At 69.9% G+C, this 18,807-nt stretch carries 16 protein-coding genes; 8 read left to right on the top strand and 8 right to left on the bottom strand.

What is annotated here, in order from left to right:
• Positions 1–97: 97 nt before the first annotated feature.
• From ACMGFH_RS14955 to ACMGFH_RS14985, 7 genes are all read right to left on the bottom strand, one after another.
• On the bottom strand, positions 98–835 hold the full coding sequence (locus ACMGFH_RS14955) for a metallophosphoesterase family protein (protein WP_415379244.1): 738 nt from the start codon (positions 833–835) through the stop codon (positions 98–100).
• A 175-nt stretch (positions 836–1,010) separates the two neighbouring features.
• Positions 1,011–1,799, bottom strand: a complete 789-nt coding sequence (locus tag ACMGFH_RS14960) for an inositol monophosphatase family protein (RefSeq protein ID WP_415379245.1) — start codon at positions 1,797–1,799, stop codon at positions 1,011–1,013.
• Positions 1,796–3,391, bottom strand: coding sequence for an ABC transporter ATP-binding protein (locus tag ACMGFH_RS14965; RefSeq protein ID WP_415379246.1), 1,596 nt, complete (start codon positions 3,389–3,391; stop codon positions 1,796–1,798). Before ACMGFH_RS14965 ends, ACMGFH_RS14960 begins: the two co-directional genes overlap by 4 nt.
• The gene (locus ACMGFH_RS14970) at positions 3,388–4,575 is read right to left on the bottom strand and encodes an ABC transporter ATP-binding protein (protein ID WP_415379247.1); all 1,188 of its coding nucleotides are present in this window, start codon (positions 4,573–4,575) and stop codon (positions 3,388–3,390) included. The genes ACMGFH_RS14965 and ACMGFH_RS14970 overlap by 4 nt, the downstream gene beginning before the upstream one ends.
• Entirely contained in the window at positions 4,572–6,041 is a 1,470-nt protein-coding gene (locus ACMGFH_RS14975; RefSeq protein ID WP_415379248.1) for an ABC transporter permease, read from the bottom strand. The genes ACMGFH_RS14970 and ACMGFH_RS14975 overlap by 4 nt, the downstream gene beginning before the upstream one ends.
• 1 nt (position 6,042) lies before the next feature.
• Positions 6,043–7,062, bottom strand: a complete 1,020-nt coding sequence (locus tag ACMGFH_RS14980) for an ABC transporter permease (protein ID WP_415379249.1) — start codon at positions 7,060–7,062, stop codon at positions 6,043–6,045.
• 185 nt (positions 7,063–7,247) lie between these two features.
• Positions 7,248–9,185, bottom strand: a complete 1,938-nt coding sequence (locus ACMGFH_RS14985; protein ID WP_415379250.1) for an ABC transporter substrate-binding protein — start codon at positions 9,183–9,185, stop codon at positions 7,248–7,250.
• 146 nt (positions 9,186–9,331) lie between these two features.
• On the opposite strand from ACMGFH_RS14985, the gene ACMGFH_RS14990 reads away from it, so the two are divergent.
• The 8 genes from ACMGFH_RS14990 to ACMGFH_RS15025 all read left to right on the top strand — a co-directional run bounded on the left by ACMGFH_RS14990 (position 9,332) and on the right by ACMGFH_RS15025 (position 17,624).
• On the top strand, positions 9,332–9,817 hold the full coding sequence (locus ACMGFH_RS14990; protein WP_415379251.1) for a hypothetical protein: 486 nt from the start codon (positions 9,332–9,334) through the stop codon (positions 9,815–9,817).
• Entirely contained in the window at positions 9,814–10,809 is a 996-nt protein-coding gene (locus tag ACMGFH_RS14995) for a metallophosphoesterase family protein (RefSeq protein ID WP_415379252.1), read from the top strand. Before ACMGFH_RS14990 ends, ACMGFH_RS14995 begins: the two co-directional genes overlap by 4 nt.
• A gap of 170 nt (positions 10,810–10,979) precedes the next feature.
• Positions 10,980–12,212: a phosphate ABC transporter substrate-binding protein gene (locus ACMGFH_RS15000; protein ID WP_415379253.1), complete on the top strand. Its 1,233-nt coding sequence runs from the start codon at positions 10,980–10,982 to the stop codon at positions 12,210–12,212.
• Between the two features lie 59 nt (positions 12,213–12,271).
• Positions 12,272–13,402, top strand: a complete 1,131-nt coding sequence (gene pstC, locus ACMGFH_RS15005; protein WP_415379254.1) for a phosphate ABC transporter permease subunit PstC — start codon at positions 12,272–12,274, stop codon at positions 13,400–13,402.
• Positions 13,402–14,973 (top strand): phosphate ABC transporter permease PstA, encoded by a 1,572-nt coding sequence (pstA, locus tag ACMGFH_RS15010; protein ID WP_415379255.1) that lies wholly within the window; start codon positions 13,402–13,404, stop codon positions 14,971–14,973. The genes pstC and pstA overlap by 1 nt, the downstream gene beginning before the upstream one ends.
• On the top strand, positions 14,970–15,887 hold the full coding sequence (gene pstB / locus ACMGFH_RS15015) for a phosphate ABC transporter ATP-binding protein PstB (protein ID WP_415379256.1): 918 nt from the start codon (positions 14,970–14,972) through the stop codon (positions 15,885–15,887). The genes pstA and pstB overlap by 4 nt, the downstream gene beginning before the upstream one ends.
• A 5-nt stretch (positions 15,888–15,892) precedes the next feature.
• The gene (phoU, locus tag ACMGFH_RS15020) at positions 15,893–16,564 is read left to right on the top strand and encodes a phosphate signaling complex protein PhoU (RefSeq protein ID WP_415379257.1); all 672 of its coding nucleotides are present in this window, start codon (positions 15,893–15,895) and stop codon (positions 16,562–16,564) included.
• A gap of 31 nt (positions 16,565–16,595) precedes the next feature.
• On the top strand, positions 16,596–17,624 hold the full coding sequence (locus ACMGFH_RS15025) for an AbrB/MazE/SpoVT family DNA-binding domain-containing protein (protein ID WP_415379258.1): 1,029 nt from the start codon (positions 16,596–16,598) through the stop codon (positions 17,622–17,624).
• Positions 17,625–17,660: 36 nt separating this feature from the next.
• On the opposite strand, the gene ACMGFH_RS15030 is transcribed toward ACMGFH_RS15025, so the two are convergent.
• A complete protein-coding gene (locus ACMGFH_RS15030; protein WP_415379259.1) occupies positions 17,661–18,782 on the bottom strand; it encodes a halo transducer protein in 1,122 nt (373 codons plus the stop codon).
• Positions 18,783–18,807 lie beyond the last annotated feature (25 nt).

Here is an 18,807-nt window from a genome sequence, read left to right on the forward strand (position 1 = left end):
CCGCCGTCGCCTGCGGCCCCGCGGCCGCCGTCGCCGTTTCCGTCGTCGGCTACGCCTCTGGTACCGCCGTCGTCGCGGCTGCCTCCCGTCATGTGTCTCAGCCGCTCGCCCGGGGAGTCACGATGCTGTCCGCGCTGCGCTCCTGGTGGGTCTCCGTCGGCTCCACGGTGACGAACTCGCCGGTGTCGACGTGGTAGGCGGTCAGCGCGCCGCCGTAGACACACCCCGTGTCGAGGCCGACCGCGCTCGGCGACTCGAAGGGCTCGGCCAGCACGGTGTGGCCGAAGAACACCCGCGGGCGCCCGTCGTACTCTTCGAACCAGAACGGCCGGTCGTAGCTGCCGCCGGGGGCGAGCGAGCGCATCGTCAGCAGTTCCGCCGCCTCGTGGTCGGCCAGCGCCTTTCGAGGGTCGACCCCGCCGTGGACGACGAGGTTGCCCTCCCAGGAGATGGCGTGCGGGAGCGACTCGACGTAGGCCAGGTTCGCCTCGGTGAGCCCCGGCAGGCGCTTGTCCCCGCGGATCAGTTTCGCCTCGTTGTTACCGCGGACGCTGATCACGTTGTCGCGCTCGCGGACGAACTCGACGACGCCGCGGCTGTCCGGGCCCTTCCGGACGAGGTCGCCGACGGTCACCAGCAACGTCTCGTCGTCCGGGTCGATGCGCTCGACCAACCGTTCGAGCGCCGGCAGGCAGCCGTGGACGTCGCCGACGACGTAGATGTCCTCCCACTGGTCGGCGTCGATCCGCCGGTGGTCGTCGCCGTCGCTTCCGAGCAGTTCCTCACTCGTCACCGCGGGCCACCCCTGCGTCCGTCCGTGACATGGCCGGAGCATCCCGATCCACGGTATAGGTGGTTTATATGAGTGTTCCCCGGCGCGATATATCGCTCTATAGCGCTACTGACCGGTCCGTAGACGGACACGAGACGGGACCGCGGAGGCCGCGGCGGCGACGCGTCTCACGGTGGGCGGTCCGCGAGAGGAATCGCCGTCCTGCCGGATCCGCCGGTCAGATCTCGACCGCGGCGTCGAGGACGGCGTCGTGGACGCCGCCGTTGGAGGCGACGAGCCCGACGGAGTCGTGGCGCCAGCGCTCGCCGTCGAGGTCGGTCACGCGACCGCCGGCCCGCCGGACGAGGTGGACGCCCGCGACCGTGTCCCACGGATGGGCGTCGACGTTCGTGTACACGCCGTCGAGTTCGCCGGCAGCGAGCCGGGCGAGCGCGGTCTGGACCGATCCCGGGCGACGGACGTCGCCGAACCGGGTGACTGCGGCCCGGGCGGCGGCGGCGAACTCGTCGCGGCGGTCGTGGGGCCACCAGACCGTCGGCGCGACCATGCACCGCTCCGGGTCGGTCCGGTCGCTGACGGTGACCGGTTCGCCGTTGCGCTCGACGCGGCCGTCGGCCGCGACGACGGCGTCACCGACCGCGGGACAGACCGTCGCCGCGGCCACCGGTTCGCCGTCCTCGACGACGCCGACGCTCGTCGCCCACGTCCGCCCGCCGCGGACGAAGTTGTGGCTCCCGTCGATCGGGTCGACGATCCACGCGGCGCCGCTCTCGGGGACCACCTTCGCCGCGTCGGCTTCCTCGGCGACGACCGGTTCGTCGGGGTAGTGCTCCCTGATTACCGCGAGCGTCTCCTCCTGGGCCTCCCGGTCGGCGCGGGTCACGTAGTCCGTCTCGTTTTCCTTCGTCTCGACGGCGATATCGCGGCGGAACAGCGACTCGGCGACCGACCCGCCGGCGCGGGCCGCGCGCTCGGCGACGGCCGCCCGTTCCCGGGGGTCCGTCATCGCTCGCCCCCGTGCTCGCGGGCGGCGATGGTCTCGCTCACGTCGCGGTAGTCGGCCTCCCCGCGGAAACAGCGGCTCTCGACGTCGCCGACCGCGACGGCGTCGGGCGCCTCGCGGTCACAGCGGGAGCCGAACGCCTCGCGCAGCCTGTCAGCCGCCTCGCGGTCGTCACCGCCCTTCGCCAGGCCGGCCGCCTCGTCGACGACCCGCTCGGCCCCGGACGGGAGCGAGTGGTCGCCGAGCAGTTCGTCGACGGCCTCGTCGACGGCGTCGGCGTCCACGTCGAGCCCGAGCGCGGCCTTCGTGCGGGCGAGCGCCGAGTCGTCGCCGCGGGCACGCGTCCGGAACACGACTCTGAGTTCGTCGAGCGCTCGCCAGGTCGCTTCCGGCAGGTCGAACTCGTCGGAGCGGATCTTCGCCGGGCAGCGCGTGGCGAACGAACAGCCGTCGGGCGGGTCGCGCGGGCTCGGCGGCGTCCCGCGCAGGGTCACCCGCTCGCCGTCCCACGGCGAGCCGCTGCCGGGGATCGCCGACAGCAGCGACAGCGTGTACGGATGCGAGGGGTCCCGAAACACCGACTCCGTCGGCCCGAGCTCGACCACGTTGCCGAGGTACATCACCGCGACGCGGTCGGCGATGTGCCGGACGACGGAGAGGTCGTGGGCGATGAACAGGTAGGTGAGACCGAACTCGGCCTGCAGCTGTTCGAGGAGGTTGATGATCCGCGCCTGGACGCTCACGTCCAGCGCGCTCACGGGCTCGTCGAGGACGAGGAAGTCCGGTTCGAGCGCGAGCGCCCGAGCGATGCCGACCCGCTGGCGCTGGCCCCCGGAGAACTGGTGAGGGTATCGACGGACGTGTTCCTCGTTCAGGCCGACCCGGGTGATCAGGGCCTCGGCGCGGTCGCGGCGAAGCTCGGCGACGGACTTCTCGACGGTCACCGAGACGGTCGGCCGCCCGCCGCGGTCGACCGAGACGCTCACGTCCGACGGGTCGAGCGGGAGCCGCTCGCGGACGGCCACCTCGTGGTCGCTCCCGCCGAGGTCGACCGTGATGTCCGCGCTCTCGGCGTCGTCGACCGACTCGCCGGCCGTCCGGTCCTCCACCGGGCCGCTCCCGGCGACGGACGCCTCGTCGACGCCGGTGACCGCGACGGTCAGCGTCGGCCAGTCGTGCGCTTCCAGCGGTTCGCGGACGATCTGGCCGACCGTCTGGCGGTCGTTGAGACTCTCCTGTGGGTCCTGGAACACCATGCCGACGCGCTGTTGCCACTCGCGCGCCTCGTCGCCCGAGAGGTCCGTCACGTCTCGACCCTCGGCGGTGATGGTGCCGTCCGTCGGCTCCTCCAGGCCGAGGAGCGTCCTCCCGAGCGTCGTCTTGCCGCAGCCGGACTCGCCGACCAGGCCGATCGTCTCGCCCTCGAACACGTCGAAGGAGACGCCGTCGACGGCCTTGACCGGCGGCGACCGCGAGAAGATCGAACGCTCGTCGTAGTAGGTCCGCAGGTCCCGCACGGACAGCAGGGGTTCCCCGCGGCTGTCGGGGTCGCTCGTCCGGTGGCCGGCCGCCGCGCCGGTCGCGGGGTCGGTCATACCTCACCACCCCCGCCGCCCGCGTCGTCGACGTCCCCACCGCTACCGCCGCCGAATCCAGCGCTCCCCGAGGAGTCGCCGACCCGCGTGCCGCTCCGGTCGGTCGACCCCTGACGGGTGTTCGCGTTGGTTCGCCCGCCGGGGCCGACGCCGTCGTCGTCCGGGCGGTCCCGCCGAACCGGGTCGCCGTCGAGATCCGTTTCGTCGGGATAACGGTCGTCGTGGAGCAGACAGGCCGCTGTCCGGTCGACGCCGGCCTCGCCCACGTCCTCGTGTTCGGGGTGGACCTCCCAGCAGGCGCCGAACGCCTCGGGACAGCGGGCAGCGAACCGGCAGTCGCTCGCCGGGCCGGTCGGCGTCGGCACCTCGCCCTCGATGGTCGGCAGCTGCTCGTCGGGCGGCGTCCGCCCGGGGATCGACCGCAAGAGCGCCTCCGTGTAGGGGTGTTTCGGGTCGTCGAACAGCGCCGCGGTCGGCGCGCGCTCGACGACTTCGCCGGCGTAGATGACGTTCACGCGGTCGGCGGCGTCCTCGATGACGCCCATGTCGTGGGTGATGAGCAGGATGGCGAGGTCCTCCTCGCGCTGGAGGTCGTCGAGCAGGTCGAGGATCTGCGCCTGGATGGTCACGTCGAGCGCGGTCGTCGGCTCGTCGCAGACCAGCAGGTCGGGGTCGCAGGCCAGCGCCATCGCGATGACGGCGCGCTGTTGCATCCCGCCGGAGAGCTGGTGGGGGTACTCGTCGACGCGCGTCGCCGCGTCGGGGATACCCGCGTCTTCGAGCAGTTCGACGGCACGCTCGCGGGCCTCGCGCCCGCGGAGGTCCTGGTGGATCTTCAGCGCCTCGCGGATCTGATTGCCCACCGTGTAGACGGGGTTGAGGGCGCTCCCGGGGTCCTGGAAGACGATGGCGACGTCGCCGCGGTGGCGCTCCCAGTTGTCGTCGGTGAGGTCCTCGCCGCGGAAGCGGATGGACCCCTCCTCGATCCGTCCGGGGCGGTCGACCAGCCCGAGGATCGACCGGGCGGTGACCGACTTGCCGGAGCCGGACTCGCCGACGAGGCCGACCGTCTCGCCCGCGTCGATCTCGAAGGAGATGCCGTCGACGGCGTGGATCTCCTCACGCTCGGTGTGGAAGACCGTGCGGAGGTCCTCGACGGCCAGCAGGGGCTCGGCGTCGCTCACGCGCCACCACCCCGCCCGGCCGCACCGCCGCCCTCCGCGTCGGACTGCGGGTCGATGGCGTCGCGGATGCCGTCGCCCAGCGCGTTGAACCCGGTGACGACGATGGTGATCAGCAACCCGGGGATGAGCGAGATGTGCCACGAGCCCGTGGTCACGTAGTCCTGCCCGAGGTTGATCGCCCGGCCCCACTCGGGGGTCGGCGCCGAGACGCCCAGGCCGAGCCAGGACAGCCCGGCGATGGCGATGATCGCGCCGCCGAGCGTCATCGACCCGTAGATGAGCAGGTAGCCCGTGATGTACGGCAACATGTGTCGACGCATGATGACACGGGGTTTCTGCCCGAAGCTGCGCGCGGCGTCGACCCACTGGCGTTCGGACACCTGGAGTGCGGGCCCGCGGACCGACCGCCACATGTAGGTCCAGCCGGTCCCCGCGAGTATCAGCGCGAGGACGAACGCGCCGCTGTATATCCCGCCGACCCACGTGTCCGCGAGTACCGTCGTGAGCATGATGAGCAGCAGTAACTGCGGCATCGCCATCACCGCGTCGGAGACGAGCACCAGCCCGAGGTCGACCCGGCCCTTGTAGTAGGCGGCCGCCAGCGCGAGCGACCCCGCGAGGAGGACGCTCAGGCCGACCGAGAGCACGCCGATCACCAGGGAGATGCGCGATCCGGCGGCGATGAAGGTGAAGAGATCGCGGCCGGTCGGGAGCGTCCCGAACGGGTGATAGCGGTCGTAGTCGTCGTAGCTGAACGGCAGGACGCGCGACTGGGTCCCGGTCGACTGGGAGTTGACGTTCGCGTCGCCGACCAGCGTCGTCTCGACGCTCCCGGTCTCGGCGTTCCAGTAGGTTAGCTCGTGGGAGTAGGAGTTGCGCATGTTCTTGTCGACGGTCGTCGGCCCGAGCGCGGGCGCGAACACGGCCATCACGACGAACATGAAGACGACAACGAGACCGAACAGCCCCCACGTGTGCGAGCGGAAGCGGTCGACCATGTCGTCGCGAGGCGTCCAGGCGATGTCGCGGATCTCCCGGCGGTAGAGCCGGTAGCCGAGCATCGCCCACCCCGCGCAGGCGAACGCGTAGGCGTAGACGAGTATCACCCGGAGGGCCCACGCGAAGGCGGGCTCCAGCCCGAGGAACGTCCCCACGTAGCGCTGGCCGTTCCAGTAGCCCTCGTTGGGGACGGTCTCTCGCGAGAGCAGCGTCGGAACCGACTCGGCGGCCGAGCGGGCGGCCTCCAGCGCGTCGACGACCGGGGCCGCCGCGGAGGCGACGCCGGCGAGGTCTACCGCCGTGGCCAGGAAGTCCGCGAGCATCCCGATGACGAAGGCGGCGAGCGCGCCAGCTTCGAGCGCGAGCAACGCGGCGCCCGCCGCGAGCCAGACCAGAAGCGGCGAGCCGGTGGGGAGGACCGTCGATTCGCGCCCGGCGGTCGCGTCGGCGTCGTGTGCCCCCGCCATCTCAGGCGCCCTCCAGCCCGACGCGCGGGTCGATCACCGTGTACAGCAGGTCTTGTAGCAGGTTGATACCGACGATCATGAGGATGAAGACGTACATGAGTGTCCCGACGAGCGGCAGGTCGCCCTGGATGGCCGCCTGGAAGAACAGCCAGCCGATGCCGTGGATGCCGAAGACCGTCTCGACGAGGACCGATCCGCCGATGAGCAGGAACGCCTCGCTCGTGATGATCGGCACCAGCGGCACCAGCGCGTTCCGGAAGATGTGCTTCCAGACGAGGGCCCGATCCGAGACGCCCTTGGCCTTCGCCATGTCGACGAAGTCCTCGTTTCGCACTTCCAGCACCGCGGTCCGCCCGATCCGCATCTCGTTGCCCATCGAGGCCGACCCCAGCACGAGCGCCGCGGGCAGGACCTTCTTGGTCGCCGCGAGGAACCCGTCGACCGTCCCGACCCGTGACATGTCCGGGCTGCCGGAGATAGCGTCGATCGGGACGAGTATCTCCTCCCAGCTCACGCCGAAGATGGCCTGGGCGCTGCCCAGCACCGCCAGAAGCATGATCGCGAGCCAGAAGTTCGGCATCGCCCGCCAGACGATCCCGCCGAACGAGGCGAAGTAATCGGAGACCGTGTTCGACCGGAGGCCGGCGAAAAAGCCCAGCGGGACGCCGATCAGCACGGCGATGAGCACCGACCAGAAGCCGAGCCACAGCGTCCGCGGCAGGAAGTCGAGGATGAGCGCGTTGACGCTCGATCCCTGATAGAGCAGGAACGTCTGGCCCAGGTCGAACGTGTAGAGGTCGATCAGGTAGTCGACGTAGTGTTCGAGCGGCGGCTGGTTGAGTCCGAGGCGCTCCTGTGCGGCGGTGTAGGCGTCGGTGTTGCGCGTCTGGCCCTCGCTGAGCAGCCGCGCGGCCGGGTCGATGGGACCCATGAAGATGACGAACCACGTCAGCGACGTGCCGAGCCACACCACCGGGATCGACAGCAGGAGCCGCTTGCCGAGGTACTTCAGCCGGCTCATCGACGGACGCCTCCGTCAGCCGACGGTCGCTGCCGCTCGTCGCGGTGGCCACACCCGCAGGGTCGAACCCGCGTGCAGTCGTTCGCGTTCATCGTGATCGGATAGGGGGGGAAAGCGTCGACGGCCGGTCGCCCGCGGCCGTGCCCGTCGCGGCCGCGATAGCGAGGCCGTGGGGAACCGCCTCGTTACCGGTCGAGCGTGACGTCGTCGAACGCCTGGTTCTCCATCACGCCGTACATCTCGACGTTCACCCCGTCGTGCCAAAAGCGCTGGCTATTCGGATGGAGGAAGGGGAGTTCCTGCACGGACGCCCAGTTCATCTCCTCGATGGTCTGGAACGCCTCCGCGTGGTCTTCCTCGGTCGTCCCCTCGGCGGCGTAGTTGCTCTCCCACGCCTCGATGGCCGTATCGCGGTACTCCTCGGTGTAGTTGCTTCCCTCGGCGCCCCAGCGGGTGAACTGCGTGCTCGGGCTGTCGCCCCAGAGGAAGCGGAGGAAGTTCTGCGGCCCGGGGTACTCCATCCCGTCGCCGAGCCCGAACACCTGCATGTCGCCGGAGATCGCCTGGCTGATGATCGTCCCGAACTCGGCCTCGGTGATCTCCATGTCGATGTACGCCGAGCGGAGCTTCGGCTGCAGGCGGGTGAACACCTGTCGGTAGAGGTCGTTCCCGGATATCGTCGTCGCCGTCACCTCGAAGCGGTTGTTCTCGCCGTAGCCGGCTTCTTCCATGACCGAACGGGCCTCGTCGAGCAGCCGCTCGCCGTAGCCGTACGGGTAGCCGTCGGCCGCGAAGTCCGTGTTGGCGTTGGCGCCGCTCTCGGCGTGGGCGTCGTAGGACTCCTCGCCGGACTGGCCGTCCTCGAAGGTCGGGTACGGCGCCGGCGGCGTGATGTGGTAGGCGGGCTTGCCCGTGCCCTTGGCGACGCTCTCGGCGATCTCGTGTTGGTTCATCGCGTAGGCGAACGCCCGGCGGACCGCCAGCGGGACCTCCTTGGTGTTGAAGACGATGTACTCGGTCGTCAGCGCCGGGATCTCGCCGTAGTTGACCTCGTCGCCGTTCTCGAACTGGTAGGTGCCGACCTCCCGGTTGCCCTTGCGCTCCTCGATCGAGACGTTGTCCGGGTTGAACGAGGAGGTCGGCATCCCCTCGAGGATGTCCGCGTTGCCGTTGCGGAAGCGGCTGAGCCGCGTGTTTCCGTCGCCGACGACGGAGAACGTGATCCCGTCGATATCGGGCTGTTCGCCGTAGTAGTCGTCGAACGCCGTCAGCTCGATGTTGCTCCCCTTGGTCCAGGAGTCGACCGCGAACGGGCCGACCCCGGCGAAAGTCGGGCCGTCGCCCTCCGTGCTGAAGAACTCGTTGTAGCTGTACTCGCCGTCGTAGCCCTCGATATCGCCGACCGCGCCTTCCGGGAGGATCGCGAACGTGCCGCCCGCGATCTGGAAGAGCGTGTACTGGAACGGCGAGGCGAGCGTCATCTCGAAGGTGTAGTCGTCGACGGCCTCGACCGCCAGCGAGTCCGGGACGACGTCGCTGAGGGTCTCCTCGTCCGTCGGCTCGCTCAGGCTCGCGTCCTTCTCGTGGTCGATCGTCATCGTCTCGCCGATGATGTCGTCCCGGTTGCGGGAGTTCTCGGACTCGGCGAGGCGCCGGTACGTGTAGACGACGTCGTCGGCCGTGAGCTCCGTCCCGTCGTGGAACGTCACGCCCTCACGGAGCGTGAACGTGTAGGTCAGCCCGTCCTCGGAGACGTCGTAGCTCTTCGCGATGGCCGGCTCGGGCGGGTACTGCCCGTCCGGGAACTCCATCAGCGGCTTGTTGTACTGGTTGTACCCCGCGCCCGACCCCTTTGCGTTGATCGGGTCGAGCGTCTGGATCGACCCGGTCGCCATCAGCTGGAGCGTTCCACCGGCGCTCCCGCCGCTCTGGGTGTCGTTCGTCTCGCTGTCTCCACCGTCGCCGGACGACCCGTCGCTCCCGTCCACTCCGTCACCGCCGTCGCTTCCGTCGCCGCCGTCGGCCGGCGTCGATGTATCGTTGCCGGAACAGCCGGCGAGCGCGGCGGCCGCACCGGCGCCCGCGGCGGTGAGGAAGCGTCGTCGGGTCTGTTTCTCTGGCATCGGTGGAACCGTTCGATGGAACGCAGATATAGGTTATGAATCGTTTTATAGACAGTTATGGTGAGGAATTTTAGGTATATAGTGAAAATACCCGGGAAGAAGTGGGCATCCGGAACTGACATGAGGCGGTAGACGGAGGTGGAGGTATGGCCGCTGATACGGACGACGAGCGCTCGCCGTGGGGCCGGACCGTACTGGAAGCCAACGAGATGGCCGAGGACCTCCGCGCCGAGGGCTGGGAGGTCGTGACCGTCCGCGCGGGCCACGTCGCGCCGGTCACGCCCGACCGCGGCGAGACCGACCGCTTCGGGCTGGTGTACGTCGCGCCCGACGGCGTCGCCGAGTCGCTGCCGGCCGCCGTCGACGGCGCCGAGTTCGACCGTTCGACGGCCTTCCGCCAGCGGGTCGGGTCCGACCTGTTCCTCCTGACACGCGTGGAAGCCACCGACGCGCGCGTCGCCGTGTTGCTCGTCGGCGCCGTCAACCTGAGCCGACCGGCAGCGAGCGACCTCGCGAGCGTCGCCCGCGACCGCGGACACCTCGGTTCCCACGTCGAACTGCTCGACGGGACCCACCTCGCGACGTTCCGCCACGACCACCCCGCGGACTTCCTACCGGAGGAGGGGCGATGAGCCCCGCGAACCCGGACGGAGACGCCAGGAACGGCGACGGTCCCGGGTCCGTTCTCGCCCATCTCGACCGACCGGCCGGCGAGCGCGCGCGGATCGCCGTCGTCGCCGACCCGCACGTCGCGACGCGGGCCGAGGGCACGGCGAAGCTGTTCGAGCTCACGCTGGAGCACTTCGAGGCCGCGCTCGCCGACATCGGGACCCGGGACGTCGACGCGGTGCTGTCGCCGGGCGACCTGACCAAGGACGGCGAGCGCTGGAACTACGAGGCCGTCGACGACGCCCTGGCCGCCCTCGACGCGCCCTTCTTCGCCGTCCCCGGCAACCACGACGTGCCGAAAGAGCGCGACGAACACGAGACGCCCGGGCTCGGCCGGTTCACCGAGCGGTACACGCCCGACGACCCGATCTCGCGCGGTCCCGACGGGCTGTCCTTCCGGACGCGCGTCGGCGGACTGGACGTGTTCGGCCTGAACAGTTCGGGGACGGCCGAGCGACTGTTCGACTCCCACGAGGGCCACGTCGAGGACCGCCAGCGCGAGTGGCTGGCCGACGAACTGGAGACGGCCGAGAGGCCCGTCGTGCTCGTCCACCACAACCTCCCCGCGATCACCGAGCAGCTCGACGCTCACCGCGAGGCCGTCGAGCCGGAGTTCGCCGACATCCCCGCGATGGCCGACCCCGAGCCGTTCGTCGAGACGCTCGCCGACGGCGACGCGGAACTCGTGCTCGCGGGCCACTACCACGTCCCGGCGACGGGCGTCTCCGGAGGGGTGCGCGAGGTGACCGTCCCGACGACCTGTTCGTTCCCGCAGGCGTACCTCCTCGTGGACGTGACGCCCGACGGCACGACGGTTCGGCTGATTCCGGTCGCCGACGACACGGGGCTGGAGTCGGCCCACGCCCGCCGCGTCGACGACTCGCCGACCGCGCGCGGGCTGACCTCTGTGGCCGCGGCCCGACTGGCCGCGTTCCCGCTGGTTGACGAGCGCTGAGGGGGCCCGATCCGTCTCCCTGCGCGTCCCGGACGCGGATATATATCTCTCCGTACGGAATTGTGCCAACTATTCTCACTGCGTGCCGAACGGACGGGACAGTGGCCGGACGTACCTCGTCATACCCCTATTATAAACCCGTTTAGTTTGCTCCCCTATCCGTTCAGGTGATGACGCACGATTCGGAGCGTCCGGCAGACGGGGTATCGCGGCGAAAGTTCCTGCTCACGTCCGGCGCGATCGGGGCCGCGGGGCTGGCTGGCTGTACGGGCGGGGGCGACGAGTCGACGGACACGCCCGAACCCGAGGACGACGTCTCGGAAGACAGTGGCTCGTCGGGCGACGGGAGCGACGGGTCGTCCGGTGACGGCGGCGACGGGTCGTCCGGCGACGGATCGAGCAGTGGCAGCGAGGAGCCGTCCCTGCTGACCGCCGAGGGGTCGTCGACGGTGTACCCCATCTCGAACACCGGCGCCTCCTACTGGGTGTCCAACGCGCCGCCGAGCGACGGCGAGTACTGGGGCTCGAACGACGAGAACACGGTCCCCGGCTGGGAGGATCTCGGGAAACCCGACATGAAGATCGCGGACTACTTCGCGAGCCTCTACGGGTTCGAGCCGACCGACGAGCGCTCGAACCCCCCGTTCGTCACGAACGTCGGCCTGAGCCACTCCGGGACCGGCTGTAAGGCGGTCGTGGACGAGCTGGTCGACATCGGCAACTCCTCTGGCCCGATCACGGCCGAGCTCGACTGGAAGGAGGAGAAGGCCAGCGAGGAAGTCGTCGACCACGTCGTCGGCCGCGACGGCCAGCCCGTCGTCGTCAGCAAACAGATCTACGACAGCGGCGTCGACACGCTCACCGGCGAGCAGATCCGCGGCATCTACCAGGGAGACATCACCAACTGGAGCGAAGTCGGCGGCCCCGACAAGGAGATCTTCGTCGTCGGTCGTGCCGAGGGCTCCGGGACGGACACCGCGTTCCGACTCAACATGCTCGGCGACGCCAAGGCGAAGATGGACGTCGACACCCGGAAGGGTCAGAACCAGCAGGTCAGGACGGTCATCGGGCAGAACGACAACGCCATCGGCTACATGGCGCTCGCGTTCACGAACGACAGCGTCGTCCCGATCGCCATCGACTTCGACGGCACGGTCTACAAGCCCGACAAGGACGCCGAATACACGATCTTCGACTCCGAGTACCCGCTCAACCGCGACCTCCACATGTACACGAAGATCTCGGAGGACACGCCGGAGGGGACGGACATGCGCGAGGCCGCGTTCATCAACATGTTCCTGACGACGTTCGGGCAGAAGATCTTCGTCGAGGGTGTCAACTACATCCCGCTGCCGACGAAGGACATCAAGGCCGAGAAGGACAAGCTGCCGGACCAGGCCTGAGGCGGTCCCGGTCCCTTCGTATCGCTCGCTGACTACATCGAACAGTTATCTTTCAGTACATGACAAACAAACCGATATCGGTGGCAAGGTGGCAAGCGACCGTCGGGCGACGGGTCGCACGAGCGCGGCGCTTCTTCGAGGAGACGGAACCGGAAGCGGTTGCCGTGGTAGGCCTCGTCCTGGGGTCGATACTGCTCGGGTTCGTGGGCTTCCTGCTCACGGCCTCCTGGACTGCGGTGCCGTTGGCCGTGGCCCTCCTCGCGTCGACGTACGGCTGGTTCAGACATCAGGGGTTGCTCGCACGGGCGCTCACGTTCGGAATGACGACCGTGACTATCGTCACGCTCGGGCTCATCGTCGTGTTCATCTTCGCCGAGTCGATCCCGGCGTTCCGCTACGAGTCGGTGACCGTGTTCGGCGTCACCGTTCCCGGGCTCCGCATGTTCACGCAGACGCGCTGGGACGCCGTCACGGACCCCGTCCGGTTCTCGCTCCTGCCGATGATCCACGGCACGGTCCTCGTGACCCTCATCGCGACCGCGGTCGCGGGCCCGATCGGCGTCGCGGCCGCGCTCTTCATCAGCGAGATCGCACCCCCGACAGTCAGGGAACTCGTGAAGCCGGCCGTCGAGATCCTGGCCGGGATCCCGTCGATCGTCTACGGGTTCATCGGGTTCACCATCGTGAACCCCTGGGCGGGCGACGCGTTCGCACTCAACGGCGGGGCGACGTACCTCTTCGTCGGCGCGATGGTCGGCCTCATGGCGCTACCGACGGTCGTCTCCGTCGCCGAAGACGCCCTCACGAGCGTGCCCGACTCGATGAAGAACGGGTCGCTCGCGCTCGGCGCGACGGACTGGCAGTCGATGACGTCGATCACCGTCCCCGCGGCGTTCTCCGGCGTGTCGGCAGCCGTGCTCCTCGGCGTGGGTCGCGCCATCGGCGAGACGATGGCCGCGACGGTTATGCTCCGGAACGTCCCCCGCATCAGCGAACCACTGTACAACGTGTTCTACGGGTACGAGACGTTGACCTCGGTCATCGCGTCGGATTACGGCAGCGCGAACGGCATCCACGAGCACGCTCTCTTCGCGGCCGGAGTCATCCTGTTCATCACGGTCATGTTCCTGAGTCTCGGCTCCCAGTACATCCAGGTACGCATGGACCGGAAGCTCGGGGGTGAGAGCTGATGGCGACGGAACCGGGGAACGTCCTCGTCAGGGACGCGACGACGGGATACGAGCGGCTGGCCGCCGCGACGGCTGGTCTCTCGGGCGCCCTCTTCGCTGTCGCGCTCGCTGCCCTGCTCGAGATCGTCCGCATAACCGACCCCGTCGCCGGGATCCCGATGGTGGCGGTCCTCGGCGGCCTGGTCACTCTCACCGGACTGGCGGTGATCGGGTTCGGCCTCGCCTCCCGATGGGACTACATCGCCACGGCGCCCCAGGAGAGCGCCGGCATCGTCGCGGCGGTCGCGTTCACCGGTATCTGGTTCTGCGGTGGCGGGCTCGTCGCCTCCCAGACCCTCGGCCTGTCGTGGCCGCTCTGGCTCGTCCCCGCGGTCGCGGCCGGCGCCGTCGCGTTCGCCGGGACGGCGCTCCCGCGGGAGGATATCGGATCGACCGCCCCGGCGGGCGCCGTCGCGGTGCTCGTAGGCGCGTCGCTGCTCACGGGGTTCATCGGGTCGACCTGGTCGTGGCCGCTCGACGGGTTCAACGCGACGCTGTTCGCGGACGTCGTCGTTCCGTTCCTCGTCATGACGTCCGCGCTCGTGACCGGCTGGGCGGCGGCGAAGACGTACGGCGGCTACGGCGCCCGCGGTCGCCACGTCGGCGCCTACGTCCTCATCTACCTCGTCGTCCTGGCTATCCTCGCGGTGCTCGTCGGACTCATCCTGTTCGTCGTGCTGAAGGGGGCCCCCGGTCTCTTCCGCGGCTTCGGCCTGCTCACCGACGGCGCGCTCATCAGGTGGCCGTTTCTGACGAACGGGGCCGGACTGCTCGCGGACGTGAAGGGGATCTTCCCGGCCATCGTCGGCACCGTCTGGCTCGTCGTCGGCGCGGTTCTCGTCGCCGTCCCCACGGGCGTCGGGGCGGCCGTCTTCCTCGCCGAGTACGCCGAGGAGGGCCGGTTCACGCAGGTCGTCGAGGTGGCGACCAACGGCCTCTGGAGCACGCCGAGCATCGTGTTCGGCCTCTTCGGGGCGGCCTTCCTCATCCCCCGGTTCGGGAACCAGAAGTCGATCGTCGCCGGCCAGCTGACGCTCGGGTTCATGCTCCTGCCGCTCGTGCTCATCACGAGCCGCGAGGCGCTGCTGGCCGTGCCCGACGAGTACCGCGACGCGAGCGCCGCGCTCGGCGTCTCCAGGTGGCAGACGATACGCAGCGTCGTCCTCCCGGCCGCGATCCCGGGCGTCACCACGGGCGTCATTCTCGGCGTCGGACGGATCGCGGGCGAGACGGCACCCATCCTGCTCACGACCGGCGGCGGCGTCCTGCCCGGGAAGGGGAGGGCCGCAGCAGTGCTGGGGAGCTTCCAACTGAGCGCGTCCCCGCCGTTCGTCTCGAACCCGGCTCTGCTCGACGCCAGCAGCGCGCTGCCCTACCAGCTCTTCGCGCTGATCACCGCCGGACTCGGCGGCGTGCCCAACCCCGAACAGTTCGCCTGGGGCGTCGCGTTGACACTCCTGCTCGTCGTGCTCTCGTTCTACGCCATCGGCATCGCGACGCGCTACTACTTCCGCAGCAAACTCCACCAATGAGTCAACCGAACACCACTACGCCGAACGAGGGGAACAGCACCGACGACCGCGGCCTCACCACGACAGCCGGCGAGAGCCGGGAGGAGGGCCGCGCGGAGTGGACCGACTACTCCTTCGCCGGCGATCCCAAGCTGTCCGTCGAGGACCTGAACGTCCACTACGGAAACGACCACGCGCTGAAGGGCGTCTCGATGGACATCCCGAAAGAGAGCGTGACGGCGCTCATCGGCCCGTCGGGCTGCGGGAAGTCCACGTTCCTTCGGTGTCTCAACCGAATGAACGACCGGATCAACGCCGCCCGCATCGAGGGTTCGGTCGAACTCGACGGCGAGGACGTCTACCAGGACAGCACTGACCTCGTCGAGCTGCGCAAGCGCGTCGGCATGGTGTTCCAGGCGCCCAACCCCTTTCCGAAGTCCATCCGGGAGAACATCGCCTACGGCCCGCGCAAGCACGGCGACGTCGAGACGGGACTGCTCGCGCGGCTGACCGGCCGCGCCGAGCCCGGCCGCGAGGAGCGGCTCGTCGCCGACGCGCTCGAGCGGGCCGCGCTGTGGGACGAGGTCAAGGACCGACTGGACGACAACGCCCTGGGGCTGTCGGGCGGCCAGCAACAGCGGCTCTGCATCGCCCGCTGTCTCGCGGTCGACCCCGACGTCATCCTGATGGACGAACCGGCCTCCGCGCTGGACCCCGTGGCCACCTCGAAGATCGAGGACCTCATCGAGGATCTGGCCGAGGACTACACGGTCGTCGTCGTCACGCACAACATGCAGCAGGCCGCGCGCATCTCCGACCAGACCGCCGTGTTCCTCACCGGCGGCGAGCTCGTCGAGTACGACGACACCGAGACGATCTTCGAGAACCCCGAGAGCCAGCGCGTCGAGGACTACATCACCGGCAAGTTCGGGTGAGTCCAGTGACGCGCGATGGCTACCAGACGGACCTGTCGGACCTGCGCGCCGCCGTGCTCGATCTCGGCGCGGACGCGGTCGGCCAGCTCGAAGACGGGCTGACCGCCCTCGAGAGCGGCGACGAGACGATCGCCCGCGACGTCATCGACGACGACGACGAGATCAACGACCGCTATCTCGCCCTGGAGGGCGACTGCGTCGACCTCCTTGCCCTCCAGCAGCCCGTCGCCTCCGACCTGCGCTTTGTCGCCGCCTCGTTCAAGATCCTCACCGATCTGGAGCGGGTCGGCGACCTCGCGACCAACCTCGCGCGGTACTCGCTGTCCGCCGAGCGCGGAGCCGACGAGGTGGACGTCCAGACCATCGGCGCCGACGCGTGCGACCAGCTCGAAGCCGCCCTCGCGGCCTACGAGCGCGAAGACGCCGCGGCCTGCCACGCGGTGGCCGAGCGCGACGACGACCTCGACGCGCTCTGCCAGCGCGCGAGCGAGCGGGTCGTCCGCGACCTCCTCGAACGGGAGGCCGGCGACGACTCCTGGGCGGTCGAGCGCGTCCTCGACGACGTCTCGCGCGTCCTGCTGACGATCCGCGACCTGGAACGCGTGGGCGACCACGCCGTCAACGTGGCCGCGCGGACGCTGTACATGCTCGAAAGCGATCCGGAGCTGCTCTACTGATGATCCAACACGACCGACGGGTGTTCGACTGATGCACACGCGCAAACTCCAGCAGGTCGGCGGCGGGACGTACACGGTGTCGATCCCCAAAGACTGGGCGAACGAACACCGCCTCGAAGCGGGGATGGAGCTGTATCTCACGACGCACATCGACGACTCCATCGTCCTCCGCGCGGCCGAGAAGGACGTCGACGACCTCGGGACCGCAACCGTCGCGATCGACGGCGACGACCCCGCGCTCGTCCGGCGCGCGCTCCGGGCCGCCCACGCCACCGGCTTCGAGACGGTGACGCTGGAACCCGCTGACGCCTTCACCGACGAACAGTGCCGGGTCGCCCGGGGGGTAGTCCGAAACCTCGTCGGGACCGACCTGCTCGTCGACTCCGCCGAAGAGATCACCGTCCAGCACCTGCTCGACGCGGCGAACGTCTCCGTCAGGCAGTCGGTGGTCCAGCTGCAGTACACGGCGCTGTCGATCCATCGCACGGCGACCGACGCGCTCGTCGACGGCGACGCCGAGGCCCACGAGCGTCTCCGGGCGCGCGCGGACGAGGCCGAGCGGCTCTCCAGGATGGTCGCGCGCCACGCGTCGCGCTCGCTCGTCTCGCTCGAAGAGATCGACCGCCTGGGCCTGACGCGGCCGACGCTGTTCGACTACCACGCGACCGCTCGCCACCTGGAGACGGTCGCCCGACGGGGCGTCGGCGTCGCCCGCGCCGCCGAGCGCCTCCCCGACCCCCTCCCGGACCCGGTCGACGAAAACGTCCGCGAGGTCGCCACGGCAGCCCGCGACGTCGTGGACGACGCCACAACCGCGGTCCTCGACGACGGAGACGACCTTCGCGAAACGAACGCGCTGGCGCGCTACGACGACGCCGTCACCGGGATCGACGCTATCGAGGGCGCGCTGTTCGACGACGCGACCGCTCCCTTCGACGGGTCGACCGTCGCGGTCGTGGCCCTCGCTCGCGCGCTCGACCACCTCGCGCGGACGGCCGACGCCGGCGTCGCCGTCGCCGACGTCGCCACTCGCGCCGCGATCCGTTCGGAAAACGTTTGAGCCGCGATCGTCCGCTGTTCGCTCGAACGTCCTCGACTACGTCGACGACTCGGTCTCGGTCCGGCGACCCTCCAGCGCTCGCTCCACCGCGCCCCACTCCACCGGCGGGGCGAGCCCGTCGAGGTCACGCTCGAACCCGTCGATGCGGTCGCCGAAGCGGTCGCGCCAGTCCGGCTCCGCGAGACCGTCGAGTCGGTCGGCGAGCGCCGCCCGACGAGCCTCGATGTCGTCGAGACGTGCTTCGACGCCCTCCAGTCCGCCGTCGACCCCGACATTCGCGCCGTCCACGTCCTCGCGGTCGGCCCACGTCCGCAGGTCGGCGAGTTCGGCCCGCAGGTCGGCGACAGTGAGACCGATCACCCGGACGCGCAGCGTCGCGTCGAACCAGGTGTTGCCGAAATCGGTGCCGGGCTCGGTCGCGCCGTCGCTCGCCTGGCCGGCCGCCGTCTGGTCGGCGTTCGCCAGCGCGTCGGCCAGGTCGTCGACGGCCGCCGCGAGGGCGTCGAGCGACGAGTCGAGGGCGTCGACGTCGTCGCCGAGTTCGCGGACGCGCACCTCGTGGCTGTCGAGCCAGCGCTCGAAGTCCTCGAGGTCGAACTGGAGGTCGTCGGCGGTCCGCTGAACGGTCCGCGAGCGGGACTCGATCCGGCGGATCCCGTCCGCGACGGCGAACCGAGCGGTCGGGTCCTCGCGGTCGTCGACGACGGACTGGACGGCTTCGCCGAGAGCGGCCGCGCGCTCCTCGACGGCGGACACCTCGGCCGCGAATCGGTCGAGGCGGGCGGCGACCGTCGGGAGGTCCGCCACCGGTTCGGCTGCCTCGCGGGCGTCGTCGAGCGCGATCCCGGCGAGTTCGGTGCGAGTCTCGGCGGTGGCGACGAGTTTCGACGTCTCCTTCAGCGCGTCCGCGACGGCCGCGCCGCTGACGACCCCGTCCTCCGCGACGTGCTCCAGGGCCGCCCGGACGGTCTCCGGGTCTCGCTCGCCCTCGCGGGCGACGACGCGTTCGACCGCCTCGTCGAGCGCCAGGCCGTCGATCGGCTGCCTGCCGGTCGCGTCCGCTCCGGCGGCATCGACCGTCTCGCCGGTCGCGCCGCCCCTCGCCTCCGCGTCGGTCGTCTCCTCGGTCGCGTCGGCGTCGTGCGTAGTGTCTGTCATGGTGAGTCTGGACCCGGCGGTCCCG

It is taken from the genome of Halosimplex rarum (assembly GCF_047715405.1).
Taxonomy (GTDB): Archaea; Halobacteriota; Halobacteria; order Halobacteriales; family Haloarculaceae; genus Halosimplex; species Halosimplex rarum.